Annotated in this window: 24 protein-coding genes; 10 read left to right on the forward strand and 14 right to left on the reverse strand. The window is 64.1% G+C overall.

What is annotated here, in order from left to right; translation table 11 throughout:
• Positions 1-102: 102 nt before the first annotated feature.
• The 4 genes from HMPREF2924_RS18385 (at position 103) to HMPREF2924_RS18400 (ending at position 4,270) form a co-directional block, all read left to right on the forward strand.
• Complete coding sequence (locus tag HMPREF2924_RS18385) at positions 103-921, forward strand: posphoenolpyruvate synthetase regulatory kinase/phosphorylase PpsR (RefSeq protein ID WP_003087813.1); 819 nt, start codon at positions 103-105, stop codon at positions 919-921.
• A 290-nt stretch (positions 922-1,211) separates the two neighbouring features.
• Positions 1,212-1,751: a retropepsin-like aspartic peptidase RloA gene (locus HMPREF2924_RS18390; protein WP_003087811.1), complete on the forward strand. Its 540-nt coding sequence runs from the start codon at positions 1,212-1,214 to the stop codon at positions 1,749-1,751.
• A 5-nt stretch (positions 1,752-1,756) separates the two neighbouring features.
• Positions 1,757-3,283: an osmotic stress tolerance membrane protein RloB gene (locus HMPREF2924_RS18395; RefSeq protein WP_003087809.1), complete on the forward strand. Its 1,527-nt coding sequence runs from the start codon at positions 1,757-1,759 to the stop codon at positions 3,281-3,283.
• Positions 3,284-3,286: 3 nt separating this feature from the next.
• On the forward strand, positions 3,287-4,270 hold the full coding sequence (locus HMPREF2924_RS18400) for an alpha-L-glutamate ligase-like protein (RefSeq protein WP_003087807.1): 984 nt from the start codon (positions 3,287-3,289) through the stop codon (positions 4,268-4,270).
• 56 nt (positions 4,271-4,326) lie between these two features.
• Here HMPREF2924_RS18400 and HMPREF2924_RS18405 read toward each other — a convergent pair whose 3' ends face one another.
• The 7 genes from HMPREF2924_RS18405 to HMPREF2924_RS18435 all read right to left on the reverse strand — a co-directional run bounded on the left by HMPREF2924_RS18405 (position 4,327) and on the right by HMPREF2924_RS18435 (position 15,152).
• Entirely contained in the window at positions 4,327-5,514 is a 1,188-nt protein-coding gene (locus HMPREF2924_RS18405) for a MalM family protein (protein WP_003132833.1), read from the reverse strand.
• Between the two features lie 13 nt (positions 5,515-5,527).
• Positions 5,528-7,126: an outer membrane protein transport protein gene (locus tag HMPREF2924_RS18410; protein ID WP_003132834.1), complete on the reverse strand. Its 1,599-nt coding sequence runs from the start codon at positions 7,124-7,126 to the stop codon at positions 5,528-5,530.
• 19 nt (positions 7,127-7,145) lie between these two features.
• Entirely contained in the window at positions 7,146-8,171 is a 1,026-nt protein-coding gene (locus HMPREF2924_RS18415; protein ID WP_003120313.1) for a transporter, read from the reverse strand.
• Between the two features lie 40 nt (positions 8,172-8,211).
• Positions 8,212-8,973, reverse strand: a complete 762-nt coding sequence (locus tag HMPREF2924_RS18420; protein WP_003098072.1) for a C39 family peptidase — start codon at positions 8,971-8,973, stop codon at positions 8,212-8,214.
• Positions 8,974-9,051: 78 nt separating this feature from the next.
• Positions 9,052-9,489, reverse strand: coding sequence for a DUF6160 family protein (locus tag HMPREF2924_RS18425; protein ID WP_003098074.1), 438 nt, complete (start codon positions 9,487-9,489; stop codon positions 9,052-9,054).
• A 231-nt stretch (positions 9,490-9,720) separates the two neighbouring features.
• Positions 9,721-12,444 carry a winged helix-turn-helix domain-containing protein gene (locus HMPREF2924_RS18430; RefSeq protein ID WP_003087788.1) on the reverse strand — a complete coding sequence of 908 codons (2,724 nt, stop codon included), beginning with the start codon at positions 12,442-12,444 and terminating at the stop codon, positions 9,721-9,723.
• Positions 12,445-12,446: 2 nt separating this feature from the next.
• Positions 12,447-15,152: a winged helix-turn-helix domain-containing protein gene (locus tag HMPREF2924_RS18435; protein WP_003120314.1), complete on the reverse strand. Its 2,706-nt coding sequence runs from the start codon at positions 15,150-15,152 to the stop codon at positions 12,447-12,449.
• Positions 15,153-15,316: 164 nt separating this feature from the next.
• On the opposite strand from HMPREF2924_RS18435, the gene pabB reads away from it, so the two are divergent.
• On the forward strand, positions 15,317-16,678 hold the full coding sequence (pabB, locus tag HMPREF2924_RS18440; protein WP_003132835.1) for an aminodeoxychorismate synthase component I: 1,362 nt from the start codon (positions 15,317-15,319) through the stop codon (positions 16,676-16,678).
• Between the two features lie 42 nt (positions 16,679-16,720).
• Here the strand turns inward: pabB and thrH are convergent, their stop codons facing one another.
• Complete coding sequence (gene thrH, locus HMPREF2924_RS18445; protein ID WP_003098078.1) at positions 16,721-17,338, reverse strand: bifunctional phosphoserine phosphatase/homoserine phosphotransferase ThrH; 618 nt, start codon at positions 17,336-17,338, stop codon at positions 16,721-16,723.
• Positions 17,339-17,541: 203 nt separating this feature from the next.
• On the opposite strand from thrH, the gene HMPREF2924_RS18450 reads away from it, so the two are divergent.
• Positions 17,542-18,276, forward strand: coding sequence for a phosphoadenylyl-sulfate reductase (locus HMPREF2924_RS18450; RefSeq protein ID WP_003087779.1), 735 nt, complete (start codon positions 17,542-17,544; stop codon positions 18,274-18,276).
• Between the two features lie 64 nt (positions 18,277-18,340).
• A complete protein-coding gene (locus tag HMPREF2924_RS18455; RefSeq protein ID WP_003087777.1) occupies positions 18,341-18,688 on the forward strand; it encodes a hypothetical protein in 348 nt (115 codons plus the stop codon).
• A gap of 56 nt (positions 18,689-18,744) precedes the next feature.
• On the opposite strand, the gene cysB is transcribed toward HMPREF2924_RS18455, so the two are convergent.
• From cysB to HMPREF2924_RS18475, 4 genes are all read right to left on the reverse strand, one after another.
• Positions 18,745-19,719, reverse strand: a complete 975-nt coding sequence (cysB, locus tag HMPREF2924_RS18460; protein ID WP_003087775.1) for an HTH-type transcriptional regulator CysB — start codon at positions 19,717-19,719, stop codon at positions 18,745-18,747.
• Between the two features lie 131 nt (positions 19,720-19,850).
• Positions 19,851-20,348 carry a universal stress protein gene (locus HMPREF2924_RS18465; RefSeq protein ID WP_003087770.1) on the reverse strand — a complete coding sequence of 166 codons (498 nt, stop codon included), beginning with the start codon at positions 20,346-20,348 and terminating at the stop codon, positions 19,851-19,853.
• A gap of 162 nt (positions 20,349-20,510) precedes the next feature.
• A complete protein-coding gene (locus tag HMPREF2924_RS18470; RefSeq protein ID WP_003132841.1) occupies positions 20,511-21,458 on the reverse strand; it encodes a putative 2-dehydropantoate 2-reductase in 948 nt (315 codons plus the stop codon).
• Positions 21,458-21,835: a thioredoxin family protein gene (locus HMPREF2924_RS18475; RefSeq protein WP_003132843.1), complete on the reverse strand. Its 378-nt coding sequence runs from the start codon at positions 21,833-21,835 to the stop codon at positions 21,458-21,460. The genes HMPREF2924_RS18470 and HMPREF2924_RS18475 overlap by 1 nt, the downstream gene beginning before the upstream one ends.
• Positions 21,836-22,152: 317 nt before the next feature.
• Between HMPREF2924_RS18475 and HMPREF2924_RS18485 the strand changes: the two genes are divergently transcribed.
• A complete protein-coding gene (locus HMPREF2924_RS18485) occupies positions 22,153-23,229 on the forward strand; it encodes a 3-deoxy-7-phosphoheptulonate synthase (RefSeq protein ID WP_003109525.1) in 1,077 nt (358 codons plus the stop codon).
• A gap of 57 nt (positions 23,230-23,286) precedes the next feature.
• On the opposite strand, the gene HMPREF2924_RS36080 is transcribed toward HMPREF2924_RS18485, so the two are convergent.
• Entirely contained in the window at positions 23,287-23,571 is a 285-nt protein-coding gene (locus tag HMPREF2924_RS36080; RefSeq protein ID WP_003087762.1) for a GNAT family N-acetyltransferase, read from the reverse strand.
• Positions 23,572-23,955: 384 nt separating this feature from the next.
• On the opposite strand from HMPREF2924_RS36080, the gene HMPREF2924_RS18495 reads away from it, so the two are divergent.
• Entirely contained in the window at positions 23,956-24,645 is a 690-nt protein-coding gene (locus HMPREF2924_RS18495; RefSeq protein WP_003087759.1) for a crotonase/enoyl-CoA hydratase family protein, read from the forward strand.
• A gap of 149 nt (positions 24,646-24,794) precedes the next feature.
• Positions 24,795-24,983, forward strand: coding sequence for a hypothetical protein (locus HMPREF2924_RS18500; protein ID WP_003087758.1), 189 nt, complete (start codon positions 24,795-24,797; stop codon positions 24,981-24,983).
• A 71-nt stretch (positions 24,984-25,054) separates the two neighbouring features.
• On the opposite strand, the gene HMPREF2924_RS18505 is transcribed toward HMPREF2924_RS18500, so the two are convergent.
• The gene (locus HMPREF2924_RS18505; protein WP_003087757.1) at positions 25,055-25,561 is read right to left on the reverse strand and encodes a macro domain-containing protein; all 507 of its coding nucleotides are present in this window, start codon (positions 25,559-25,561) and stop codon (positions 25,055-25,057) included.
• Positions 25,562-25,616: the final 55 nt, after the last annotated feature.

Here is a 25,616-nt window from a genome sequence, read left to right on the forward strand (position 1 = left end):
TGGCCCTTAGAAATAAGTGACAATGCTGCGACAGAAAGGCCTCTGACAACGCGCGGCCTATCATAGCCAAGAATCGTTCCTACCTTAAGGCTTTCGGTGCAAATGAAACGAACCGCATTCTTCATCTCGGACGGCACCGGTATCACCGCCGAAACCCTGGGCCAAAGCCTTCTGGCACAGTTCGAGAACATCAGCTTCGTCAAACTGACGAGACCGTACATCGATACCGAAGAAAAAGCGCGCGCCATGGTACAGCAAATCAATAATGCTGCCGAGTCGGACGGGGCCCGCCCGATCATCTTCGATACCATCGTGAACCGCGACATCCGGGCGGTCCTGGCGCAATCCAACGGTTTCATGATCGATATCTTCGCCACCTTTCTTTCGCCTCTGGAACAGGAGCTTTCGGCCGACTCGTCCTATTCGGTCGGCAAGTCCCACTCCATCGGCCACAACTCCAACTACATGGATCGCATCGAGGCGGTGAACTTCGCCCTCGACAACGACGACGGCGCCCGCACCCACTACTACGACAAGGCCGACCTGATCCTGGTCGGCGTCTCGCGCTGCGGCAAGACGCCCACCTGCCTGTACATGGCCCTGCAGTATGGCATCCGCGCCGCCAACTACCCGTTGACGGAAGAGGACATGGAGCGCCTGCAACTGCCGAACGCCCTCAAGCAGTACAAGCACAAGCTGTTCGGCCTGACCATCGACCCCGATCGCCTCACCGCGATTCGCAACGAGCGCAAGCCCAACAGTCGCTACGCCAGCTTCGCCCAGTGCGAATTCGAGGTACGCGAGGTCGAAAGCCTGTTCCGCCGCGAAAACATCGCCTACATCAACTCCACGCATTTCTCGGTGGAGGAGATTTCCGCAAAGATCCTCGTCGAAAAAGGCGTGGAACGGCGCTTCAAATAACCGCTCCGGGGCCAGCGGCTCGGCACCGCCAAGGTCCCTTGCCCGCTTCCGGTAACGCTTCGAGCCCCTGGATGGAATTTCGTTTCATCCCAGGGGCAAAACCCCGACCAAGTGGTATAAGCGGCTGTCGCTGCCGAAAAACCGCGTGATAGAATGCGGCCCGCATGCGCCTGGCGGGGCGCCCGGCATGCCCGGCCTGCCGAGCGCAGGTCGATGACGCAGGGTTTTCCGTCACGGACTGGACAGCGATCGCAAGATCGACCCGCCGAACGCGACACCAACCAGGACTTATGAAACTCAAGCCCTTAGCTCCCCTGCTCTGCCTATTCATCGCCGTACCAGGCCTGAGCGTAGCCGCCGAAAAGACGGTCTACGGCCTGAACGAATACGCGCGCATCAACGACCCGGACATCCAGCTGGCCGCCAAGCTCGACACCGGCGCCAAGACCGCCTCCCTCAGCGCCCGCGACATCAAGCGTTTCAAGCGCGACGGCGAAACCTGGGTGCGCTTCTACCTGGCCACCGACAACGCCGACGACACCCCGATCGAGAAGCCCCTGGCGCGGATCAGCAAGATCAAGCGCCGCCACGGCGACTTCAACCCCGACGAGGGCAAGGCCTATACCGCCCGTCCGGTGATCGAGCTGCAGGTCTGCATGGGCAAGGCGATTCGCACCATCGAAGTGAACCTGACCGACCGAAGTGCATTCCAATACCCGCTTTTGATCGGCTCGGAGGCCTTGAAGAAATTCGACGCACTGGTCGATCCGAGCTTGAAATACTCGGCCGGGAAACCCGGCTGCAAACCTGATGCAAAACCTGCTGAGTAAACGACATGCGCTCTCTCAACCTGCATCTGAAAGTCCTGATCGCCATCCTGCTGACCCTGGGTGTGGCGATCACCGCCTATCAGATTTTCGTCCAGGGTATTCCCGTTACCGAAGCCGAAACCGATGACCTCTGGAACATCGATGCCAAGGTCGACTTCGTCGCCACGCCGAAAACCCCGGTCAAGGTGCAGATGTTCGTTCCGCCGTTGAGCCAGGACTACGTCAGCCTCAACGAAAGCTTCGTCTCCAACAATTACGGCGTCAGCATCAATCGCGCCGACGGCAATCGCAAGGTGACCTGGTCCGCCCGCCGCGCCAACGGCAAGCAGACCCTGTACTACCGCCTGGTGCTGACCAAGCGCTACACCGGCGAGAAGACCAAGGAGAAAGGCCCGATCTTCCGCGACAGCCTGCCCCTGGAAGGCCCGGAGAAGATCGCCGCAGAAGCCCTGCTGGCCCCCATTCGCCAGCACTCGGCCGACGTCGAGACCTTCGTCAGCGAAGCCATCAAGCGCGCCAACAACGGCAACGACGACAACGTCAAGCTGCTGATGGCCGGCGACACCAGCCTGGAAAAGAAAGCGCATATCGTCGAAACCCTGCTGTCCATCGCCCACGTGCCGATGGAGCGGGTCCATACCATCCGCCTGGTCGCCGACCTGCAACAGAGCCCGGAACTGTGGCTGCGCAGCTTCAACGGCGAGAACTGGCTGTATTTCAACGTGGTCACCGGCGAACAGGGCCTGCCCTCCGATCGCCTGATCTGGTGGCTTGGCGATGAGCCGCTGATGACCATCGACGGCGGCAAGAAGGCCCAGGTCAGCTTCAGCCTGAACAGCAGCGAGATGAACGCCATCCGCCTGGCCAAGCTGTCCGACGAGAACACCGAGGCGGCCTTCCTCGAGTACTCCCTGTACGGCCTGCCGCTGTCCACCCAGCAGACCTTCCAGATCATGATCATGATCCCGATCGGCGTGCTGGTGATCCTGATCCTGCGCAACCTGATCGGCCTGCAGACCCTTGGCACCTTCACCCCGGTTCTGATCGCCCTGGCCTTCCGCGAGACCGGCCTGCAATGGGGTATCGCCCTGTTCACCGTGATCACCGCCCTGGGCCTGTCGCTGCGCTCCTATCTCGAGCACCTGAAGCTGCAGATGCTGCCGCGCCTCTCGGTGGTGCTGACCTTCGTGGTGGTGATGATCGCGGTGATCAGCCTGTTCAGCCACAAGCTCGGCTTCGAGAGCGGCCTGTCGATCGCCCTGTTCCCGATGGTGATCCTGACCATGACCATCGAACGCCTGTCGATCACCTGGGAAGAGCGCGGCGGCGGCCATGCGATGAAGGTGGCCATCGGCACCCTGTTCGCGGCATCGCTGGCGCACATCCTCATGCGCATCCCGGAACTGGTGTACTTCATCTTCACCTTCCCGGCCGTGCTGCTGATCCTGGTCGCCTTCATGCTCGCCATGGGCCGCTACCGCGGCTACCGCCTGACCGAGCTGTTCCGCTTCAAGGCCCTGCTCAAGGACTGAACCATGTCGATCTGGAAGACCTGGAAAGACCTGACCGCGAAAGGCGTGATGGGCATCAACCGACGCAATGCCGATTACGTCCTGAAGTACAACAAGCGGCACCTGTATCCGGTGGTGGACGACAAGATCATCACCAAGGAACGCGCGCTCGAGGCCGGCATCCACGTGCCGGAGATGTACGGCATCATCGAGACCGAGAAAGGCATCGACAAGCTCAACGAGATCATCGGCGAGCACAACGATTTCGTCATCAAGCCGGCGCAGGGCGCCGGCGGCGACGGCATCATGGTGATCGCCGACCGCTTCGAGGGCCGCTACAAGACCGTATCGGGGAAGATCGTCAGCCACGAGGAGATCGAGCACCACATCTCGAGCATCCTCTCCGGCCTCTACTCCCTCGGCGGCCATCGCGACCGCGTACTGATCGAGTACCGGGTGACCCCCGACCAGATCTTCAAGAGCATCAGCTACGAAGGTGTGCCGGACATCCGCATCATCGTACTGATGGGCTACCCGGTAATGGCCATGCTGCGCCTGCCGACCCGGCAGTCGGGCGGCAAGGCCAACCTGCACCAGGGCGCCATCGGCGTGGGCGTCGACCTGGCCACCGGTGTCACCCTGCGCGGCACCTGGCTGAACAACAAGATCGCCAAGCACCCGGACACCACCAACGCGGTGGACGGCGTGCAACTGCCGAACTGGGACGGCTTCATGAAGCTGGCGGCCGGTTGCTACGAGTTGTCGGGCCTCGGCTACATCGGCGTGGACATGGTTCTCGACCAGGAGAAAGGCCCGCTGATCCTCGAACTCAACGCCCGCCCGGGCCTGAACATCCAGATCGCCAACGACAGCGGCCTGGTGCACCGCTGCCACGCCGTCGAGGCGCGACTGGAAGAACTCAAGGCGAAAGGCATCGAAGAGTCCGCGGAAGAGCGCGTACGCTTCTCCCAGCAGTTGTTCGGCCACGTCCAGCAGCACCAGGGCTGACGTGCTTCCGGTATGAAAAAGCCCGGCTCCGGCCGGGCTTTTTCATGTCTCGGATTTCAACGCACCACGGCCAGCTCGAAGCCGCCCTGCCGGGCGTGCTCATGCACCTGCATGCCCGCCTCGTTCACCGCCAGGCCCTGTAGCGGACGCTTGAACGGCTTGTTGTCGAGGGTTTGCAGCGAGCGGTCCTCGTCGGTGGTCAGCAGCAGCACGTAGCGCTCGCCGCGATTGGCTCGCACCGGCACCGTACCCTCGATGAAAGCGTAGCGATACCAGGTTTCCGGGTTCAGCTTGTACACCGCGTCGCTGACCAGCCGGGTCGGCCGCTTGTGCTCGTCGAGGAACAGCAGCGACGGGTAGACCACCTGGCGGTTGGCGAAACTGCGGATGCGCAGGCCGTAGACACCCTGGGAGCGCGGCAGCCGGATCGCCGCGTAGAAGCTCCTGCCCATGGGAAAGTCGAAGCTCGGCGAGAAGCGGTTCAACTCCTCGTAGCGCGGTTCGTCGGCATCCAGTTCGGTGAAGTCGCTCTCGGCGATCTGCTCGCAGCAGCGCCGTTGCAGGTCCTGGTAGAGATCGTCGATGGTCATCTCGGTGCCCTTGAGCAAAGCCTTCAGCGCATCGCTCTGCTGGCCGGCGCCATCCAGCCCGGGCAACGCCGTCGGACGTTGCTTGAACTCGATCTGCCGGCCCTCGGTGAAGGCGATCTGCGACGAAGGCGCGGCCTCCCGCTTGAAGCGCGCCGCGCGCTCCTCGGGCGGGATCTGCGAGTTGTGCATGCGGCCCTTCTCGTCCACCCAGGTGTAGTAGGGACTGCCGTTCTCGCTGCGAACGAAACCCTTGCCCTCGAAGGCCTCGGCATCGATGTATTCGGCGGAGTGCTCGCCGTTGGGCAGGACGTAGTCGGCGCGCTGGCCGGCGACCTGGGCGCCGGCATAGAAGCTGTTCTGCACGTTGCCGTTGGCATCGATCCAGGTGTAGTAGCGACGCTTGCTCTCCCCTCCGCTGCTGTTCCCCGGCCACTGCGTGGCGTTGTCCGCCTTGTTCAGCACCCGCGCCTGGTCGCTCTGGCCGATGCGCTGCCGCGCCTGGCGCTGCTGGCGGTCGAACTGGCCGTCGACGAAGGTGTTGTGCACCCCGCCATTGTCGTCCACCCAGGTCAGGTAGCGCCCGCCGGAGGCCCAGCCCGGCGAAGATGCCGGCAGCGCCAGGGAGAAGACGCAAAGTACGATGGATGCGCGCATCATGCTCCAGCCCTCAGAAGGTCGTACGGTAGGTCATGGCGAAAATATAGGCCTTCACCGTGGTGTCCACGTCCAGTCCCGCGTAGGGGTTGTACACCAGGTTGTCGAGCCCGGTGCAATTCAGGTTGCAGCTGGTATCGGCCTTGACGCTCTGCTTGGTGACGAAGTAGTTGAAACCGACATCGATCACCGTGTCCTTGTCCCACTGGTAGCCCAGCCCCAGGCCGTAGAGATTGGCATCGCCGATCGGCACCAGGATGTCCGCCTGGCCCTTGGGGATCGCCGAAGGCCGGTATTCGTAGCCGGCGCGTAGCTGCAAACGGTCGTTGACGTCGTACTGCACGCCCATGGCCCAGCTCCAGGTATCGCGGTAGCCGCGGTCGAGGGTGATGCTGTGGCTGGTGGCGTCCTTCGAGTCGAGGTACTTGGCGATGCGCAGCAGGTCAAGCTCGCGGTCGAACTCGATCTTGAACTCGTTCCAGTCGCTGTAGCCGTTCCATTTCAGGTCGAAGTTGAATTGCCACTTCTTGAACGGGCGCAGCTTCACGCCGGTGGAGAAGGCATCCGGGTAGACCATGTTCATCGTGGCGTTGCCATGCTCTTCATCGACGTTCCCGTAGGGGAACATCTGGCCGAGGATCGCACCACCGAGCGACTTGTGCACCCCGGTCCAGAAACCCTGCCAGCCTTGGCCGTAGTCGACCCGGTACTTGCCCTTGAGCCTCATCCGCGACTCGCTCTGGTAGGTCGCGCCCCAGGCGAACCAGTCGGTGGGCTCCCAGAGCACGCCGAGGTTGAAGCTGGGCGACAGCGACTGCTGCATGTCCAGGTCGATATTGGCCAGGTTCTGGAACGGACCGATGTTGCCGCCGCAGACGTTGAAGAACACCTCGAGGATCTCCTGCATTCCCGGCAGGCAACCGATCTCCTTGGTCTGCTGCAACAGCCCGAGCAACTGGTTCGGCGCCCGGAAATCCTCGTTCAACGCTACTGCCTGGTGGGAAAAACCCACCGACAGGCCGACCGACAGCTCGTCGTTGACCTGGTAGGCCAGGGTCGGCGAGAAGTAGGTGAGCCGCTGCAACGACACCTCGCGTCCCTGGTAGCGCGCCGGATCGCTATCGGAATCGCGGCTGTAGCCCAGCGCTTGCGGGGTGTAGACGTTGGTGGCGAAGGTGAACTTGGAACCCGGCGGGTTGATCGAGATCCCGGCCAGCGGCGCCACCAGCAACGGCACGTCGGTCATGCCGCCGAGGCCGGGCAGGTACATGGTCGGGGTCAGGGTCCGGCTGTGGCTGTTGGCGACCGGGTCGTCGCGCAGGCCGAAGGTGCCTTCGCCGTAGTTCGGCGGCGCCTTGAAGCCGGCGCGGATGTCCATCACCCCGGTGAGCAGCTTCACGGTCGCCTGGCGGCCCTTCATCTTGGTCAGTGCCGCCGGGTTGTAGTGCACCGAATCGATGCCGGTCTCGTCGGCGGTCACGGCGTTGCCGAGGGCCATGGCTTTCGGGTTGCCGATGGTCAGGTCGTTGGCCATCTGCGCGCCGGCCGGCGGAATCCAGGCCAGGCACACCCCTGCCAGCGCCAGCCAGAGCGGCGCAATGCGCATCTTCATAACAGGCCTCGCTCGCGGGTTACTGGGCCTTCAGCCCTTTGATATCGAGGGGTACGGATAACCCCAGCAGTACATCCGGCGAGTCTTCCGTGAGGCCGAAACCGGCGTTGACGTTGACGATGTAGTCCGGTGACGTCCGCAAGCCGAGCGAGAAGTTCATGATGCTACTGGTCTGTTCGGACGACTCGAACGTACCGGCAGTGGTGTGGTAGCGGTTCTTCAGCGTGTAGGCCATCTGGTACGAGGTCGCCAGCGAGACGTCGTAGGACAGCGCGTAGGCCATGCCCATGTTGAAGTTGATCGTGTTGCCGGGCGAGACCTTCTCCAGCTGGGAGTTGTCGGCCAGGGTCTGGTGCACGTCGTCCACCGGCAGGTTCCAGGTGTAGCCGAGCGAGCCGTAGAGGACCACCGGGTCGATCACATAGGACATGTTCGCGCCGAAGCCCAGGCTGTAGTAGCCGTTGCCGGTGGAGATGTCCTTGTCCAGGTTGGTCTTGTAGGGACTGTCGCCGGTCGGCAGGCCGATGGTGGTATACAGCGTGGTGACCGGCCGTCCGCGCACCGCCGCCCAGGGCTGCCAGCGCAAGGTCGCGGAAACGTCGCCGAGGCTGTAGGCGTGGGTATCCATCTCGGTGTCGTACTTGGCTACCAGCGGCAGGCGGAAACTGAAGGTGAGGTTGTCCCAGATCCCGTAGTCGAAGGTGAAGGAGTTGGTGAAGGTGTGCTGGGACTGGCTCTGCCGGCCGGCGAGGCCGTAGATCTGCGTGCCGCCGCTGGTCTTGGTCAGCGGCACCAGGGTCAGCCGCTGGTCGCGCACCAGCGCGTAGTCGAAACCGTAGGTCAGGGTCCGCTCGCCCTTCTTCAGCAAGGTGTAGCTCTTCTCGGCGGCCTGGAAGACCTCCTCCAGCGCCTTGGCGCTGTCGGCATCGTCATTCTTCTTGGCCAGCGCGTCACGGGCCTGGTCGACCGAGGCTTCCTCGGCAACGGACAAACCGCTGATAGACAGCATCAGCGCCGCCGCGCATGTGTACCCCCTGATTCTCATGGCGCTATCCCCAGAGATTGTTCTTGTTTTTGGGTATCTGCTACTTGGTGCGCAGGTGTATGACGTCGCCACCAGTGCCCAGCTCACGGACCTGGTTTTCAGTGATCTTGTTGATCTGCGGAAACTCGCGGAACGCCAGCAGGCTGACGGTGCGGTCGTCCACCAGGCGCATGTCGCGATCGTTCAGCGCCAGCGCGTTGCGGGGCTCCTGCCCACTCGGGAAGATCACGAACAGGACGTTCTGGTCCCAGATTTCCTCGAAGCGCGTCCGGGTGAAGCTGATGTTGCCCAAGGCCGGATCGGCGACGAAGACGTGATCGTTGTAGACATCGCGCACCACCACGAAATGCTTGAAGCCGGCATAGTGGATGGGGACCAGCGCCGGATGCTCGAGAGCGTCCAGGTCGCTGAACTCGGCGCGAAAACCACCGCTCTTGTAGCCCAGCGCAGCGGCGTAGCGCTTCATGTCGAGCAGCGAGAAACCGCGGCGCTGCACGATCTTATCGGCCTCGCCATAGCGCAGCAGCCCTTCCATGACCTGGCGTTCCTCGAGGTTGCGCCCGAGGTAGTAGTCCAGCAGCGTGGTAAGCGCCGCCGAGCCGCAGCTGTAGTCATAGGCCTGGCGGATGACGTTGCGGAACTGCAACTGGCTCATCGGCTCCAGTTGCACCGATTCGCGGTAGGGTCCATTGGGGGTCAGAGGCTGGCTGAGGTTGACCGTGCCCTGCGGTTGCGGCTTGGTATCGACCGTCTGGGTGAACCCGAACAGTCCGATCAGACTTCCCAGCAAAATCTCGAACATCGCCCCGTCGTACCTCTTTCGGAGAAAGACCCCGCCGATGCCTCGGCGAGGTCTTCGCGTCTCGACTCGGTTCCTGGATCAGTGACCCCAGACCTTGATGGTGGAACCGGCCATGTTCAGCCCGGAGACGGTCAGCGAGCCGATGCTGGCGGCGCTGGTGTCGCCCACCTTGATGGCGCCAACGGTCACGTCGCCGGTGATGGCCGGCAGGCCGATGGCCAGTTGCTGGGTCGACTTGCCGCCGATATCGGTGGTGACGACGTCGATGGTCAGCGGCTTGGTATCGTCGATGGTCAGCGCCGGCAGGCTGATGTTCTCCAGCCGCAGGGAGCCGCCGTTGGTGTCGGTATCGGTGTAGGTCACGGCCCCGACGGAGCCCTGGAAAGTACCGGAAATGCTGATGCCTGCCTGGCCGGTCACGTCGGACAGCGCGCCATCGTCCATGGCTTTCAGGTCGGCATGCGCCAGCAAGGGAGCAGCCAGAACAGCAGTTGCAAGGAACAGGTGCTTTTTCATTGTTATTTCTCCAGTGTTCAGGTGTGGTTTGCCCCAGGGCACTGCCGTTTGCATCCTGTCCCCGGCAGATCGACCGGCATCTCGCCGGTCTCCAGGTCCGGTACTGCTTCCCTAGGTGTCCCGGACATGGATTCGGTAGAGCCTCATGCTCTCTCGTCCTGGATTCCAAGCTACTGGGCCACCCCTTCCGCCGCCAGCCCATCCAAGGGATGGAGCGATGGCGGCTGCCGCTCACGCCTCGCTCAGCAGTCCCAGGCTTTTACCCTTTAGTACGGCTTGCGTTCTGCTCTTCACACCCAGCTTGGCGAACAGGTTGTGCAGGTGCCACTTGATGGTGGCTTCCGACAGGTGCACCGCCTGCGCGATATCGCGGTTCGACAAGCCCGCCGCCACCAGCCGCAGGATTTCCCGTTCGCGATGGCTAACATCCTGATTTTCATCGAAACTTTCCGGGTCCACGGAGAGCTTCCGGCACTGCTCGCGGAGCAGGTCGGCCAGCCCCTGCCAGGCCGCGGCACGCTTGGGCTCCGCTTCCCTCCAGCTTTCCCACATCGGCAACAGCCACAACGCGTCGTCCTGGAACAGCCGGCGATAGCCGAGATTCCAGGCTTCCTCGAGCGTGGCGAGGAACAGGCCGATGGCTTTTTCGCTGTTACCTTTCTGCCAATACGCCACAGAAAGTAACAAGGACAAACGCAGCCGCCGATCCCTCTGGTAAGCGGAAGAGTAGCCGGCCAGACAGCTTTCCAGCTTGCTCTGCGCGCGTTCCGCGTGACGCTCGGACAATGCCAGCCGAGCCTCCGCCAGGACCAGGGCGGTCTGTGCGTCGGCATGCCGCTCGCCGGAGAGCCCGGCAAGATGCCGCTCCAGTTGCAGGCAGACCCGTTCGGCTTCGTTCGGACGGCGCAGCCACAGCAGGAACTGCACCTTGCAGCTCATGGCGTGAGCATAGACACGCTCGTAGCCGGGCGAGAGCAGACCGCTCAGCCATTCGTCGAGTTGCGCCAGCCCCTGCTCGGCGGCGCCGGAGAAGAAGCGCGCCTTGGCCATGACCAACTGGCCGCGACTGAGCAGTTCCACCGGCGTCGCGACATCCCGCCAGACCGTCGCCAGCGGTAGTTCGGCGAGCACGCCGGCATGCCGGTCCTGCTCGTAGAGCAGGTCGGCATAGGCCAGCGACAAGGGCCCGCCGACCCGGCTGCGCCGGCCGAATACCTGCTCGACCCGGTTGCGCGCCGACTCGGCGATCGCCCTGCCCCGCTCCAGGTCGCCACTCTCCTTGCAGATCAGGGATTCGATCAGGCTGGTCACCACCTGCAGGTACTCGCTGTCGGCGACTTTCAGGTCCTCCCGCGCGGAACCGATGGCGCCGGCGGCCTCGGCGTAGTCGCCGAGCAGCGCATGCGCCGAAGCCTGCACGCAGAGCAGGCTGGCGCGGAACACCGGCTGGTTGCTCGGGACCATGGACAGCCAGTGGCGGGCGACCTTCAGGCAGGCTTCGAGCTTGTCCTGGTAGAGCAACACCAGGGCCTTGAGCACCTGGGCGGCGGCGAGCAACTCGCCGAGCCCGAAGTGCATGACCTTGCCGCGCCCCTGCAAGAGGCGGTGGCTGACCTCCTCGATCAACGCCTCGGCCTCGGCGAAGCGTTGCTCGAACGCCAGTTGCCAGGCGTAGAAGATCTGGAACACCGGATGCTCGCGGATCACCTCGGCGGGAATGCCGTTGAGCATGCCGAGGATGCCGTACACCCGGTTACCGGCGATCAGGCGCGCGCCCTGGCGCTCCAGCAACTCGGCGGCGAACAGGTAGTCGCGGGCGCGAAGGGCGTACTTGATCGCCCGGTCGGCCAGGTCGCGCCCCTCGCACCAGCGCGCCGCCGCATGCAGCAGCGGGGTCGGATCGGCATGCCGGGACAGCCGCCCCTGGAGGAACTCGGCGAACAGATGGTGGTAGCGGAACCATTCGCGCTGGTCGTCCAGGGCGATGACGAACAACTGCTCGTTCTGCAGGCGCATGAGCATGTCCAGGCCGTCGCGACGTCCGGTCAGCGCATTGCACAGTTCTGCATTGAACTCGTCGAGCACCGAGGTCTGGTCGAGGAACAGCTGCAGGTCGGCGGGCAGGCTGGCCAGCACGTCTTCCGCCAGGTAGTCGGCGATGTTCCGTTCGGTCCCGGAGAGCCCGCGGAGGAAACCTTCCCGGTCGGTATTGCGACTGAGGGCCAGGGCCGCCAGGTGCAACGCCGTGATCCAGCCTTCGGTGCGCTTGAACAGCAGCTTCAGCTCACGCTCGCCCAGCTCCAGCCCCTTGAGATCGAGGAGAAACGCATCGCTCTCCTCGCGCGAAAGTCGCAGGTCTTCCGCGCTCAGGCAGAAGGTCCAGGGCTTGAGGGTCGGCTCGTCGACCAGGAAGCGCGGGCGGAAGCGGGTCGAGGCCACCACCCGCACGTGATCGGGCAGGTTCTCGATCAGGTAGCGAACCCCATGCGGCAAGGCGGCGTGGCGGATGCGGTGGAAATCGTCGAGGAACAGGTACAAGGGGCCTTCCAGGCGACGCAGGTCGGCGAGGAAGGCATCCAGGATGCCCTCCAGCGGCACCGCGACGTCGGTGCCGAGCAGATTGGCGGTATTGCCGCCGAATGCCGGGACCACTCGCTGGATGCTCGCCAGCAGGTACTGGATCAGACGCTGCGGTTCGCTGTCGGTCTCGTCGCAGGACAACCATGCCACCGCCGCGCCCTGCTCCAGCAGGCGCAGGCGCAACTGGCAGAGGATGGTGCTCTTGCCGAAGCCGGCCGGCGCGCTGAGCACCATCGCGCGTCGCCCGCGGGCCTCGTACAGGCGGTCGATCAGCGCCTGGCGGGGAAGCAGCGGCAGCCCTCCGGCGCCTGGCGGGAACAGCTTGGTCTGCAACAGCGGGATGGTGCTGGCGGGAACCCCGTCGCGATGGCCCATGGTCAGAGCAGGCTCAGCTCGCGGGCTCGCCGGATCGCCTGGGTGCGATTGCGCACCTTGAGCTTTTCGTAGATGTTGTGCAGATGCCATTTGACGGTCCCCAGGGCCAGCGACAGGCGCTGGCCGATTTCTTCGTTGGATAGGCCCTGTGCGGCCAGGCAGACCACTTCGCGCTCGCGCTCCGTCAGGCCTTCCTCGAGCGCATCCTGGGGCTTGCGCACGCCCTGCCCGGGCCAGATGCCGAGCAGGCCGCGAATGAAGGTCTGTAGCGCCGGCTGGCGCTCGGTGGATTCGAGTTGCTGGAGCAACTGGCGAATGCCGTCGCCTTCCTCGATGAAGAGGCTGCGCACCCCTTCCCGTTCGGCATTGATCAGGCATTCGCCGAGCAGGCTGTTGGCCCGTTCCTGGTAGCCCAGGCGCTGATAGCTGAGCGCCGCCAGGATATCCAGGCGCAGGCGCTGCAGGCCGTGCCAGCCGGGCTGCAAGGTGCCGCGCAACTGAGTGATCTCGTGCAGCGCCTCGCTGAAATGCCCACGCCCCTGCAACAGGCGCACGCGGCTCACGCCCAGCGACCAGTTGACCGGGTTGAAGGCCATGTTGCGGTAGTGTGCGGCCATCTTGTTCCAGTCCACGCTCTTCAACCGCTGCTCGGCGCGCTTCAGGCGGTCGGGGCCGCTGTCCTGGAGGATCAGGTTGATCTCTTCGGCCATGGCCTGGGCGAAGAAGCGCCACGACTGATTGCGCGAGGCCAGGGCCTGCATCGCCGCCAGGCTGGCCAGCGCCTCCTTCGGCCGTCCCAGCAGGCGCTGGGTGCGCGCCAGGCAGATCTGTCCCTGGGCATAGAAATCGATCGGATTGATCACATCCACATGCCCGAGCGCCCAGCCCAGGCGCTCTTCCAGCCCGTCCAGCTCGATCCTGTAGTAGGCGGTCAGGGCCTCGGTGATGGTCGGCAGCGCCAGCGCGCTCCTGGACTTCTCGAACAGCGGCCGGGCGCGCTGGCGGAGCCGCTCGATGAGCAGTTGCGCCTGTTTCACCTGGCCCTGCTCGAGTGCGAGGATCACCTCGACGTTGGCCAGTTGCATGTCCAGGTAGCGCCCTTCGAGGAAATGATTGCGCTGCTGCGCCAGCCCCAGCAGGCGCCGCGCCTGGTCGCCCTGGCCACGGACCACCTGGGCCAGCGCGGCGGTGATCAACACCGCCACTTCGAGGAAGGCAGCGTTCTGCCCGAGCTGGACTTCGACCCGGCGAGCCAGGGCGATGCACAGTTCCAGATCGTCCTTCTGCAACGCCACCACCGCCTTCACCGCCAGCGCGGAGAGGTACTGGTCGCCCATCGGCCCGTCGCCGCGGCTCTCCCCCCAGCGCGCCAGCAGTTCGTCGATGATCCGGTTGGCCTCGCCCAGGCTGAGGTCGCTGGCCCGCGACCAGACATCGGTAAGGACCAGGATCGGATAGCGCTCGGCGATTTCGTCCGGCACATGCTTGCGCCAACGGTAGATCAGGCTGAGCTGGCCGCGGTTGATCAGCTCCAGTCCGCATCCGTCGACCAGCGCGGCGATCATCTCCGGGTCTTCCGCCGCACAGGCATGCTCGATGGCGAACGTCGGCATGTGGTGGTTGGTGAACCACAGGCTGGCGTTGAAATGCAGTTGCTTGAAACGGTCCGGATCGGAGTCGCGCAGGCGGTTGCGGAGGAAGTCGGCGAACAGCAGGTGGAAGCGATACCACTGGCGTTCGCGATCCAGCGGCAGGAGGAACAATTGCATGGACTCCAGGCGTTCCAGCAGCGCCTGGCCGTCCTGGCGCCCGGTCAGGGCGTTGGCCAGGTCGCCGCTCAATTGGCTGGCAACGCCAAGGGCCAGCAGCGCTTCCTGCAGGTCGCCAGGCAAGCGTTCGAAGACCGCCGCCAGCAGATAGGCGCTGACCGCCTGCTTGTCGCCGTCGAGCAGGGCCATTTCCTGCACCTGCGGTTGCTGGCGCAGCCACAGGCTGACGAGATGCACGCCCACCACCCAGCCTTCGGTCTGGCCATAGAGCGCCTTCAGGCAGGGCTCGTCCAGATAGAGACCGCTGCGTTCGAGGTATTCGCGGGTTTCCTCGAAGCCGAGGCGCAGCTCCTCGAGACCGATTTCCAGCAACAGCCCCTTGGCCCGCCAGGTAGCCAGGCTCAGCGCCGGCTGCGAACGCGTGCCCAAGGCCAGGACCAGCCCGGGCGGTGCGTACTGCACCAGGCGGTTGAGGCCGGTGAAGATGTCCGGGTTGCTAACCAGGTGCAGGTCGTCCAGCACCAGCAGCAACGGCCGCGCATAGCGATCGAGATCGCCGAGCAGGCTTTCGATCACCGCCACCACCGGGACCCGCATGGTGTTCTGCAGGTAGGTCTGGGCGTCGTCGCCAAGCTGCGGCACGGCTTCGCCCAGCGCCTCGATGAGCTGCCGGCAGAAACGGGCGGGGTCGTCGTCTTCTTCGGCCAGCGACAGCCAGGCCACCGCCTGGTCTGCTACAGTGCGCTCCCTGGCCAGGGCGGCGAGCGCGCAGGTCTTGCCGAAGCCGGCAGGTGCGGAAAACATCAGAACGCGTGAATGGGGATTGCGATCCAGCAGGTTGCGGATCGCGGGGCGAAGAGAATATTCGGCTGGCACCTGAGGCGGCACTATTCTGGAGCGCGAAAGGCTGCCGGCTGCTGGATCCTGTACTGCATCCACGGCCTGTATCCCTGTGTCATTATCATTGTGGTACGGAGCCAAATCTCCGTGGGATATTTCCATAATTAGCAGATCACCCTTCTTACGTAAACTGAAGAAATGGCTCTAGGATCGACGATTCCGGCGAACTAGAATTCCTGACTGTCCCACTACCCCCACTTTCCATGCCCAGTTGTCATGTTCACCCCCTGCCCTACCATAGCGACCCAAGCTGTCTCTTTGCCATCATCCATGAGGCGCCCGGTGCGGTGATGCTCGACTCGGGTCGCCCCATCGCTACCCGTGGACGCTATGACCTTATGAGCGCCTGGCCATTGGCAGAACTGGCGCCGCTGCCCGACGAATCGGCCAACCGCTTCTTCGCTCGCCTACGCGAAGCGGCCGGAAGCCTGGGCCCCGCGCAGCTGCCAGCGCCGTACGAACTGCCCTTCGCCGGCGGTCTGCTGGGCTATTTATCCTACGACCTGGGTCGGCGCATCGAGCGCATCGGCGAACACGCCCGCGATGACCTGGGCCTGCCGCTGGCCTCCGTCGGCCTGTATGCCTGGGCGCTGATCAGCGACCACCAGGCCGGCACCAGCCAACTGGTATTCCACCCGCGATTGGACGAGCGCGAACGCCAGCGCCTGATCGCCCTGTTCAGCGAGGAAGCGCAAGGCACGGCCGGCGACTTCAAGCTTCTGGGAAAATTCCGACGGAGCATCAGCGCATCCGACTATCGGCAGGCGATCCGCCGCATCCAGGACTACATCCAGGCAGGCGACTGCTACCAGGTGAACTATAGCCAGCGCTTCCAGGCCGCTTGCAGCGGCTCGCCGTGGCCGGCCTATCGCGCCCTGCGCGAGGCCTGCCCGACGCCGTTCTCCGGCTACCTGCGACTGGCCGACGGCGCGATCCTCAGCCTGTCGCCGGAGCGCTTCCTCAAGCTCGGCAAGGGCAAGGTGGAAACCCGGCCGATCAAGGGCACCCGCCCGCGTGGCAAGACGCCCGAGGAGGACATGGCGCTGGCGGCGTCGCTGCTGGCCAGCCCCAAGGACCGCGCGGAAAACCTGATGATCGTCGACCTGCTGCGCAACGACATCGGACGCAGTTGCCAACCTGGCAGCGTACGGGTACCGGAGCTGTTCGCCCTGGAAAGCTATCCCAACGTGCATCACCTGGTGAGCAGCGTCACCGGCGAACTGGCGCCGGGCAGGGACGCCCTCGACCTGCTGGAAGGCAGCTTCCCCGGCGGCTCGATCACCGGCGCGCCGAAGATTCGCGCCATGCAGATCATCGACGAGCTGGAACCGAGCCGACGCGGCATCTACTGCGGCAGCCTGTTCTACCTCGACGTGCGCGGCGAGATGGACAGCTCGATCGCCATCCGCACCCTGCTGGTCAGGGACGGCCAGGTCAGTTGCTGGGGCGGCGGCGGCATCGTCGCCGACTCGCACTGGGAGGACGAGTACCAGGAAACCCTGGACAAGGTCCGGGTGCTGCTGGAAACCCTGGAAGGAATGGCCGGGACAGCGTCCCCGGAATAGAAAAGAGCCCGCGTTCCGCGGGCTCTTTCATCGGCGGCGCAGCTACAGGCTCAGCGAACGGCTGGAAGCCTTGAGGAACTCGCGCTTGAGGTCTTCGTAGGTATGCACCGCGGGGAACTGGGGAAACTCGCGGATCACGTTTTCCGGGGCATGGAACAGGATGCCGGCGTGGGCCTCGGAAAGCATGGTGGTGTCGTTGTAGGAGTCGCCTGCGGCGATCACCCGGTAGTAGAGGCTCTTGAAGGCGATCACCGACTGCCGCTTGGGATCCTTCTGGCGCAATTGATAGCCAACCACGCGGTCGCTGTCGTCGATCTCCAGCTTGTGGCACAACAGGGTCGGGAAGCCCAGCTGGCGCATCAGCGGCTGGGAGAACTCGTAGAAGGTGTCGGAGAGGATCACCACCTGGAAGCGCTCGCGCAGCCAGTCGACGAATTCCACCGCCCCCTCCAGCGGCTTCAGGGTGGCGATCACCTCCTGGATGTCGCCCAGCTTCAGGCCATGTTCGTCGAGGATGCGCAGGCGCTGCTTCATCAGCACGTCGTAGTCCGGAATGTCCCGGGTGGTCGCCTTCAAGGCGTCGATACCGGTTTTTTCCGCGAACGCGATCCAGATTTCCGGAACCAGCACGCCTTCCAGGTCAAGACAGGCAATTTCCACAGGACTCTCCTCGAAATTTTCTGAACGATGGGGTGACGACGGACGCGGCACTCTAGCCCCTCGCCGAGGGCAAGGCAACGCCGGCTTATTCCTGGAATCAAGGTCGACAGGGGTAAATGGTTATTTAGGGCCATATGCCGCCCTTTGCTACCATTCCCGCCACAGAGCGCAACAGCGCCGCCCCGCACCAGGACCCCAGCCCGATGAGCCAGCCTTTCGACCTTCCCGCCCTCGCTTCCAGCCTTGCCGACAAATCCCCCCAGGACATCCTGAAAGCCGCCTTCGAGCACTTCGGCGACGAGCTGTGGATCTCCTTCAGCGGCGCCGAGGACGTCGTCCTGGTAGACATGGCCTGGAAGCTCAACCGCAACGTGAAGGTGTTCAGCCTCGACACCGGTCGCCTGCACCCGGAAACCTATCGTTTCATCGACCAGGTCCGCGAACACTACGGCATAGCCATCGACGTGCTTTCCCCCGACCCGCGCCTGCTCGAACCCCTGGTGAAGGAAAAGGGCCTGTTCAGCTTCTACCGGGACGGCCACGGCGAGTGCTGCGGCATCCGCAAGATCGAACCGCTCAAGCGCAAGCTCGCCGGCGTGCGCGCCTGGGCCACCGGCCAACGCCGCGACCAGAGCCCCGGCACGCGCAGCCAGGTGGCGGTGCTGGAAATCGACGGTGCCTTTTCCACGCCGGAAAAGCCGCTGTACAAGTTCAACCCGCTGTCGTCCATGACCAGCGAGGAAGTCTGGGGCTATATCCGCATGCTCGAACTGCCCTACAACAGCCTGCACGAACGCGGCTATATCAGCATCGGCTGCGAACCCTGCACCCGTCCGGTGCTGCCCAACCAGCACGAGCGCGAGGGCCGCTGGTGGTGGGAGGAAGCCACCCACAAGGAGTGCGGGCTGCACGCCGGCAACCTGATCAGCAAGGCCTGAAACCGTCGATAGAGCGTATGCAATCGGGGTAAAGTGCGGGTCGAACCCCGAGCGGAGACCCAGCATGCGCATCACCATGGTCAAGAAAGTCCTCGCCAACGGCGAGGACTGCCGCAAGTGCAAGGAAGTCCGGCAACGCCTGGAACAAGGCGGCTACCTGCCGCGCATCCATCGCACCCTGGTGGCCGACGAACGCGACCCGAACAGCGCAGGCTGGATGGTCGCCGCCCAATATGGCGTAGAGACCGCGCCGTTCTTCGTGGTTCGCCACGACGACGGGCGCGAACAGGTCTACACCGTGTTCATGAGCTTCCTCCATGAAGTCCTCGAACCGCGAGCAGAGCAGGCCGCGGACGCCGATCGCGAAGCGCTGGCCAGGCTGGCCGGACGCGACAATCTCGACATGCTCTGAGGGCCAGCCATGAAAAAGCCCGGCACCAGGCCGGGCTTTTTCATGGGCCGAGGCGATCAGTAGACCGGCAGTTCGATGCCGTCGAACAACTCGTCCAGCTCGGCCTTGTTGTGGCATTGCACGGCCTTGGCCAGCAGCTCGCGGGTCAGGTGCGGAGCGAATTTCTCGATGAAGTCGCACATGAAGCCGCGCAGGAAGGTGCCGCGGCGGAAGCCGATCTTGGTCACGCTGGACTCGAACAGGTGGCTGGCGTCGAGGATCACCAGGTCGTTGTCGAGCTTCGGATCGACCGCCATGTGCGCCACGATGCCGACCCCCAGGCCCAACCGCACGTAGGTCTTGATCACGTCGGCATCGGCCGCGGTGAATACCACCTTGGGCACCAGTCCGCGCTGGCTGAAGGCTTCGTCGAGCTTGGAACGGCCGGTGAAGCCGAACACGTAGGTGACGATCGGCTGCTCGGCCAGGGCTTCCAGGGTCAGTTTCGGCAGCTTGGTCAGCGGATGCCCGTGGGGCACGATGACACAGCGATTCCAGCGGTAGCAGGGCATCATGATCAGGTCGCCGAACAACTCCAGCGCCTCGGTGGCGATGGCGAAGTCGACGGTGCCGTCGGCCGCCATTTCGGCGATCTGCATCGGCGTGCCCTGGTGCATGTGCAGGGAGACGTCCGGGTACTGCTTGATGAAGCCGCTGATCACGTTGGGCAGCGCATAGCGCGCCTGGGTGTGGGTAGTGGCGATGGACAGCGTGCCCTTCTTCTCGTTGGAGAATTCCTGGGCGATCTGCTTGATGCTCTCGACCTTGCGCAGGATCTCGCCGGCGGTATGGATGATCCGCTCCCCCGCCGGCGTCACACGGGTCAGGTGCTTGCCGCTGCGAGCGAACACCTCGACGCCCAGTTCGTCCTCCAGCAGGCGGATCTGCTTGCTGATGCCCGGCTGCGAAGTATAGAGGCTCTGCGCCGTGGCGGAGACGTTGAGGTCGTGGTGCGCAACCTCCCAGATATAGCGCAATTGCTGAAGCTTCATGGAGATTCCTCGAAAAGGTTGTCGCGACCGGCGATCAAGAACCGAAGGTATATAACCATATTAATGGTTTGAGGAATAAAATTAGACGTTTTTTTTGATTTTGCACGCTTTTTCACCAGCCGACCGCTGGCCTACAGGTCGCGACTACGGTGCTGCAACATCGGCACCAGGTACACCGGTACCTCCGCCAGTTGCACCAGACGCGCGGCAGTCCGGCCCAGCGGCGTGTCGAGCTGGGTGCCGTGGCTATGGCTGCCGGCGACGATCAGGTCCACGGCCAGCTTTTCCGCCTCATCGAGGATCATCTGCGGCGGGTCGCCCTGCACCACCCGCACGCTCTTGACCAGCGCCGCATCCTGGGGCAACTCGCCGAGTTCATCGCGAAACCCTTCCAGGACCCGCTTCTCGATGCTTTCCATGACGTTGTCCAGCCCTTGCGCCCGCAGGTCCTGGAGACGCTCGGTGTCAAGGTAGGTCTGCAGGACCGACTCGGCGAACAGCCCGAGGGGCTCCACCACATGGACGACATAGAGCTCGGCGTTGTAGGCGCGGGTCAGCGACAGGGCGTGTTGCAGGACATAGGGAGCATAGAGCCCCAGATCGGTGGCGTAGAGAATCGAACGAATCATGCGGCCTCCTCGACAGCCTGCGCGGCGGGCCTCATTAGCAGATTAGCAGCAAGCATCCATTCTCCTAGCGTTCCCTGCTGTTTCGGGCTTTTTCCGGCCCGTTGGGGTAAATCCCTTTTCTCCCTGCGAGCGCGGCGCCGGCTGGTCGCCGCGCTCGGCCCTTCAGCGCGGTTGTGCTTCGAGGAAGCGCAACGCCTGGTGCAGAGCCTCGACCCTGGGCATCCGGTAGCCCGCAGCAGCAGCGCGGGCCAGGGGCGCGGCATAGATCGCCGCCAGCTCCAGTGGCCGCCCATGGGCGAAGTCGTGGTACATGCTCGGCCGATAGTCGGGCATCCGCTCGGTCGCCGCCAGCAGTTGGTCCGCATAGCCCTCAGGCAGGATGAAGCCGCAGGCGCCGGCAGCACCGATGACTTCCTCCATGATCGCCTCGATCAGCGACCGACTGTCCGCGTTGGCCATCAGCGGCGCGGTGCTGCTCTTCAGCAATACCGACAGTCCGTTGTAGGGGATGTTCCAGACCAGCTTCTGCCAGCGCGCCTGCTCCAGGTCGGGCATCGCCGTGGACTCCAGCCCGGACTCGCGGAACAGCGCGGCGCCCTCCTCGACGATCTCGCGCCGGCGTCGCTCGTCGGCCGGTCCGGAATGATAGCCGAGATTCACTCCGCCGTAGGCCTGGTGCTCGATCACGCCCGGTTCGCCGCGATGCACACAGATGAAGCAGAGGCCGCCCAGCAGATGCAGGCTTTCCGGCAGCAACGGCCGCAGCCGCTCCTCCACGCCCAGACCGTTCTGCAGCAGCAGAACCTTGGCTCCCGGCGCCGCCGCTGCGCGGATCAGGGGTGCCAGTTCGTCATTGCCGGTGGTCTTGGCGCCCACCAGCAACCAGTCGCAGGGCGGCATGTCCTGCGCCGAATGGTAGGCCTGGACCGGCGCCAGGCGCCGGGAGCCATGCACCGCACTATTCAGGCTGAGTCCGGCGCGATTGACCGCCTCGAACTCGCTGCGCAGGAGAAAATGCACGTCGTGACCGGCATGCGCCAGCATCAGTCCATAGAAGCCGCCGATGGCTCCCGTACCGATGACGCCGATCCGTTGCTGCTTGAAATCCATCAGGGCAACTCCTCAGGTAAAGCGGTCGACCCCGCCAGCACCGCACCCCGCAAGGCTTCCTGGTGCAGCGGAACGTTCAGTGCGCCATGGAAGCGGCCATCACGGACCATGAACAGGGCCGGCAGGTGAAAGACGCCGTAGCGTTCCACCAGGCCGCCATTGCGGCCGGCGTCCACCCAGCACAGGCGCTCGATGGGCAGCTCCATCGCGGGGAGATGGCGCCGGGCCCAGCGGCACGACGCGCAGCCTTCGCTGGTGAATACCAACAGCGAAACCCCTTCCAGGGCAAGCAACTGCCGGTCGGCGTCCAGATCGTTGAGTTCCAGGGACGGCACGCTGCTGACCTCGATAGAAAGGAAGAAATGGATCCCGACCATCATCCGTATGCTTCGGCTCCTGCGATAGCGCTGGCGCCCTCCTCGGCCAGCGGATCCGGGCAAGGCGCGCCCCTCCGCAGCACCTGCACAATATCGTCCGCGGCGGCCTCGCCTGCAACTCCGCTGGCAGCCTTGGCCCGGAGCAACGAAGAAAACGTGCGCAGAGCGGGGAAAACACCGGCGAACCGCGTCCCGCCCATTGTCTAGGCCCGGCCCGACACGTTAAGGTTCGTCTCCCCGTTTGCGAACTTCATGCCTGCGCCCTTTCGCAGGGGGCCTCCCGGCGGCCGGCGCCCGTGACCTGATTGAGTACCACGATGGCTGATTTACAGATCGACGACCTTAACGTTGCCTCCAACGAGACCCTGATCACGCCGGAGCAGCTCAAGCGTGAAATTCCCCTGACCGACAAGGCGCTGCAGACCGTGGCCCAGGGTCGCCAGGTGGTGCGCGACATTCTGGATGGCAAGGACCACCGTCTGTTCGTGGTGATCGGCCCCTGCTCCATCCACGACATCAAGGCCGCCCACGAATACGCCGACCGCCTCAAGGCGCTCGCGGCCGAAGTGGCGGATACGCTGTTCCTGGTGATGCGCGTGTACTTCGAGAAGCCGCGTACCACGGTGGGCTGGAAAGGCCTGATCAACGATCCGTACCTGGACGACTCGTTCAAGATCCAGGATGGCCTGCACATCGGCCGCCAACTGCTCCGCGACCTCGCCGAGAAAGGCTTGCCCACCGCCACCGAAGCGCTCGACCCGATTTCCCCGCAGTACCTGCAGGACCTGATCAGTTGGTCGGCGATCGGCGCCCGTACCACCGAATCGCAGACCCACCGCGAGATGGCCTCCGGCCTGTCTTCCGCGGTCGGCTTCAAGAACGGCACCGATGGCAGCCTGACCGTGGCGATCAATGCCCTGCAGTCGGTCTCCAGCCCGCATCGTTTCCTCGGCATCAACCAGCAGGGCGGCGTATCCATCGTCACCACCAAGGGCAACCGCTACGGTCACGTGGTGTTGCGCGGCGGCAACGGCAAGCCGAACTACGATTCGGTCAGCGTCGCGCTCTGCGAGCAGGACCTGAACAAGGCGAAAATCCCGCTGAACATCATGGTCGACTGCAGCCACGCCAACTCCAACAAGGACCCGGCCCTGCAACCGCTGGTGATGGACAACGTCAGCAACCAGATCGTCGAAGGCAACAACTCGATCGTCGGCCTGATGGTGGAAAGCCACCTGGGCTGGGGCAGCCAGCCGATTCCGAAGGATCTCGACCAACTTCAGTACGGCGTCTCCATCACCGATGCATGCATCGACTGGGCGACCACCGAGAAGAGCATCCGCAGCATGCACGCCAAGCTCAAGGACGTGCTGCCGAAACGCCAGCGCGGCTGAGCGAGGCGGAAACGAAAACGCCGGGCTGATGCCCGGCGTTTTTCATTGCGCGCCTGCTCAGGCGGCCGGATCGGCCTGACGCTGACGACGCTCGATGTAACGCTCCACGTAGGAGCAGGACGGGATCACGCTGTAGCCCATGCGGTCGGCGTACTGCAGGGCGTGCTCGGTCAACGCAGCGGCGATACCGCGACCACGCAGCGAATCCGGTACGAAGGTCCGGTAGATATCCAGCGTCTGCTTGCCCAGGTCCATATAGGCCAGATAGGCACGATGGCCATCCACCGTCGTCTCGAATTGATGGCCGCCCACGTCATGATGGATGGACAGGGACTCGCTCACTTTGGATCTCCTCAACGGGTTCGTAACCCGACCCGCGCCTGATTGATAGGTTCCTCGCGAGGAAGCCCCCGCGTACCGGCCTCCAGCGGACCGCCGGAGACCTTCGTCCGTTCTCGTCCCGGTGGCGGATCGCGCCTGGCGGACATCCTCGAAACGGCTGGCCTGCACCGCATGCAAGGCCGGACTAACGATAGGGCCCATATTGCTGTCTTCCCCGGTCAGACTCAACCGTTTCTTCTGGCAGGAACGCGCAGGCGTCGCTGGAGCCCTGGCCGGGAGGCCGCGCAAGCGCAATCGCGCATGACCCGCGGGTCAGCCAAAGCGCTTTACGCCGACGGCGGCCATCAGTAAGGTCTGCGCCACTCCACCAAAAGGAATCCTGCCATGAGCGAGTTGATCAGCTACCAGTTCGAAGACGGCATCGCCACCCTGACCCTCAACAACGGCAAGGTGAACGCCATCTCCCCGGCGGTGATCGACGCCTTCAACCAGGCTCTCGACCAGGCCTTGCAGGACAAGGCCGTGGTCATCGTCACCGGCCAGCCGGGCATCCTCTCCGGTGGCTACGACCTGAAGGTCATGACCTCCGGCCCGGAGAATGCCGTCAACCTGGTCGCCGCCGGCTCGACCCTGGCTCGCCGCCTGCTCTCCCATCCCTACCCGGTGATCGTCGCCTGCCCCGGGCACGCGGTAGCCAAGGGCGCCTTCCTGCTGCTCTCGGCCGACTACCGGATCGGCGTCGACGGGCCGTTCCAGATCGGCCTGAACGAAGTCGCCATCGGCATGACCATGCACCATGTCGGCATCGAACTGGCCCGCGATCGCCTGCGCAAGTCGGCGTTCACCCGCTCGGTCATCAATGCCGAGATGTTCAGTCCGGCCGCTGCGGTGGATGCCGGCTTCCTCGACACCCTGGTCAGCGCCGACCAGTTGCAGGAAAGCGCGCGTGCAGCGGCCCAGCAGTTGAAGAAACTCAACATGACCGCGCACCGCAATACCAAGCTCAAGGTGCGCAAGGCACTGCTGGAAACCCTCGACCAGGCGATCGAACTGGACAAGAAGCACCTGGGCTAAGGCCCGCTCCAGCGAAAGCCCGGTTGATACCGGGCTTTTTTGCGCCCAATAATTACTTATTACGCAAAGGTAACTCTCCAGAACTGCTATTTTTAAAAAATTATTACGAATTATCCTGATGACATTCCCAAGGAAAACCGGAGGTCATCATGAAACGCAATGTCTTCGCCGCCATTCTCCTCGGCATGGCTACCACCCTCGCAGTGCAAGCCAGCTTCGCCGACGAATCCAGCCTGATGGAAAACCGCATGGTCCAACTGAACCAGCACGCCATCGAGCAGGCCCAGCAGCAACAGGCCACGGCGCCAACCGCGAGCGACACCGATGCGCAGGGTTGAACGCCGCCTGCCAGGAACGTTTTTCTTTTCCCCGCAACCCTGAAAAGCCCGGCTCACGCCGGGCTTTTCGTTCAGGCCAGCTTTTCCTCGGCCGCCACGCCCTTGCGATAGACCTCGTAGAGAATCACCGGGATCTCCAGGTCGCCCAGGTGGCGAACCACCAGCGGCTTGACCTCGGACCAGTCCAGCCCGCCCACTCCCGTCGCCACGCAGGGCAGAGCCAGGCTGCTCACCCCTTCGCTGCGCACATAGCGGGCCAGCTCGCGCAGGGCATGGCCGACATCCTCCAGGCTCGCCTTGCCCGGCTTGGCGCTACGACCGCTGTGCAGCATGCCCTGGGTGATCAGGTTGACGATGCACTGGGTCTTGCCCTGCTCGTCGACCCCGGCCCAGACCCAGATGCCGCCCGGCTCGGGCGCCCTGGCATGGGCGGCATGCCGGTAGTCGCGAACCATCGACGGCCAGCGTTCGCGCAAGGCGAGGGCCAGGCCGCTGTCGAAATGGTCCTGGGGCGCGATGCCGTGGGCGATCACCTGGGCCCCGGAAAGCAGAATGTCACCTTCAACTTCACGAATCATGAGCGTTTCCTTCTTGGCTTCGGGACAGGCGCTTCGTGCGCCGCCCTGCATCTTT

This window comes from Pseudomonas sp. HMSC063H08 (assembly GCF_001813645.1).
GTDB lineage: Bacteria > Pseudomonadota > Gammaproteobacteria > Pseudomonadales > Pseudomonadaceae > Pseudomonas > Pseudomonas aeruginosa.

Coding starts and splice junctions, on each gene's coding strand:
- HMPREF2924_RS18385 (WP_003087813.1), top strand. CDS start 103: ATGAAACGAACCGCATTCTTCATCTCGGACGGCACCGGTATCACCGCC.
- HMPREF2924_RS18390 (WP_003087811.1), top strand. CDS start 1,212: ATGAAACTCAAGCCCTTAGCTCCCCTGCTCTGCCTATTCATCGCCGTA.
- HMPREF2924_RS18395 (WP_003087809.1), top strand. CDS start 1,757: ATGCGCTCTCTCAACCTGCATCTGAAAGTCCTGATCGCCATCCTGCTG.
- HMPREF2924_RS18400 (WP_003087807.1), top strand. CDS start 3,287: ATGTCGATCTGGAAGACCTGGAAAGACCTGACCGCGAAAGGCGTGATG.
- HMPREF2924_RS18405 (WP_003132833.1), bottom strand. CDS start 5,514: ATGCGCGCATCCATCGTACTTTGCGTCTTCTCCCTGGCGCTGCCGGCA.
- HMPREF2924_RS18410 (WP_003132834.1), bottom strand. CDS start 7,126: ATGAAGATGCGCATTGCGCCGCTCTGGCTGGCGCTGGCAGGGGTGTGC.
- HMPREF2924_RS18415 (WP_003120313.1), bottom strand. CDS start 8,171: ATGAGAATCAGGGGGTACACATGCGCGGCGGCGCTGATGCTGTCTATC.
- HMPREF2924_RS18420 (WP_003098072.1), bottom strand. CDS start 8,973: ATGTTCGAGATTTTGCTGGGAAGTCTGATCGGACTGTTCGGGTTCACC.
- HMPREF2924_RS18425 (WP_003098074.1), bottom strand. CDS start 9,489: ATGAAAAAGCACCTGTTCCTTGCAACTGCTGTTCTGGCTGCTCCCTTG.
- HMPREF2924_RS18430 (WP_003087788.1), bottom strand. CDS start 12,444: ATGGGCCATCGCGACGGGGTTCCCGCCAGCACCATCCCGCTGTTGCAG.
- pabB (WP_003132835.1), top strand. CDS start 15,317: ATGCCCAGTTGTCATGTTCACCCCCTGCCCTACCATAGCGACCCAAGC.
- HMPREF2924_RS18450 (WP_003087779.1), top strand. CDS start 17,542: ATGAGCCAGCCTTTCGACCTTCCCGCCCTCGCTTCCAGCCTTGCCGAC.
- HMPREF2924_RS18455 (WP_003087777.1), top strand. CDS start 18,341: ATGCGCATCACCATGGTCAAGAAAGTCCTCGCCAACGGCGAGGACTGC.
- cysB (WP_003087775.1), bottom strand. CDS start 19,719: ATGAAGCTTCAGCAATTGCGCTATATCTGGGAGGTTGCGCACCACGAC.
- HMPREF2924_RS18465 (WP_003087770.1), bottom strand. CDS start 20,348: ATGATTCGTTCGATTCTCTACGCCACCGATCTGGGGCTCTATGCTCCC.
- HMPREF2924_RS18470 (WP_003132841.1), bottom strand. CDS start 21,458: ATGGATTTCAAGCAGCAACGGATCGGCGTCATCGGTACGGGAGCCATC.
- HMPREF2924_RS18475 (WP_003132843.1), bottom strand. CDS start 21,835: ATGGTCGGGATCCATTTCTTCCTTTCTATCGAGGTCAGCAGCGTGCCG.
- HMPREF2924_RS18485 (WP_003109525.1), top strand. CDS start 22,153: ATGGCTGATTTACAGATCGACGACCTTAACGTTGCCTCCAACGAGACC.
- HMPREF2924_RS18495 (WP_003087759.1), top strand. CDS start 23,956: ATGAGCGAGTTGATCAGCTACCAGTTCGAAGACGGCATCGCCACCCTG.
- HMPREF2924_RS18500 (WP_003087758.1), top strand. CDS start 24,795: ATGAAACGCAATGTCTTCGCCGCCATTCTCCTCGGCATGGCTACCACC.
- HMPREF2924_RS18505 (WP_003087757.1), bottom strand. CDS start 25,561: ATGATTCGTGAAGTTGAAGGTGACATTCTGCTTTCCGGGGCCCAGGTG.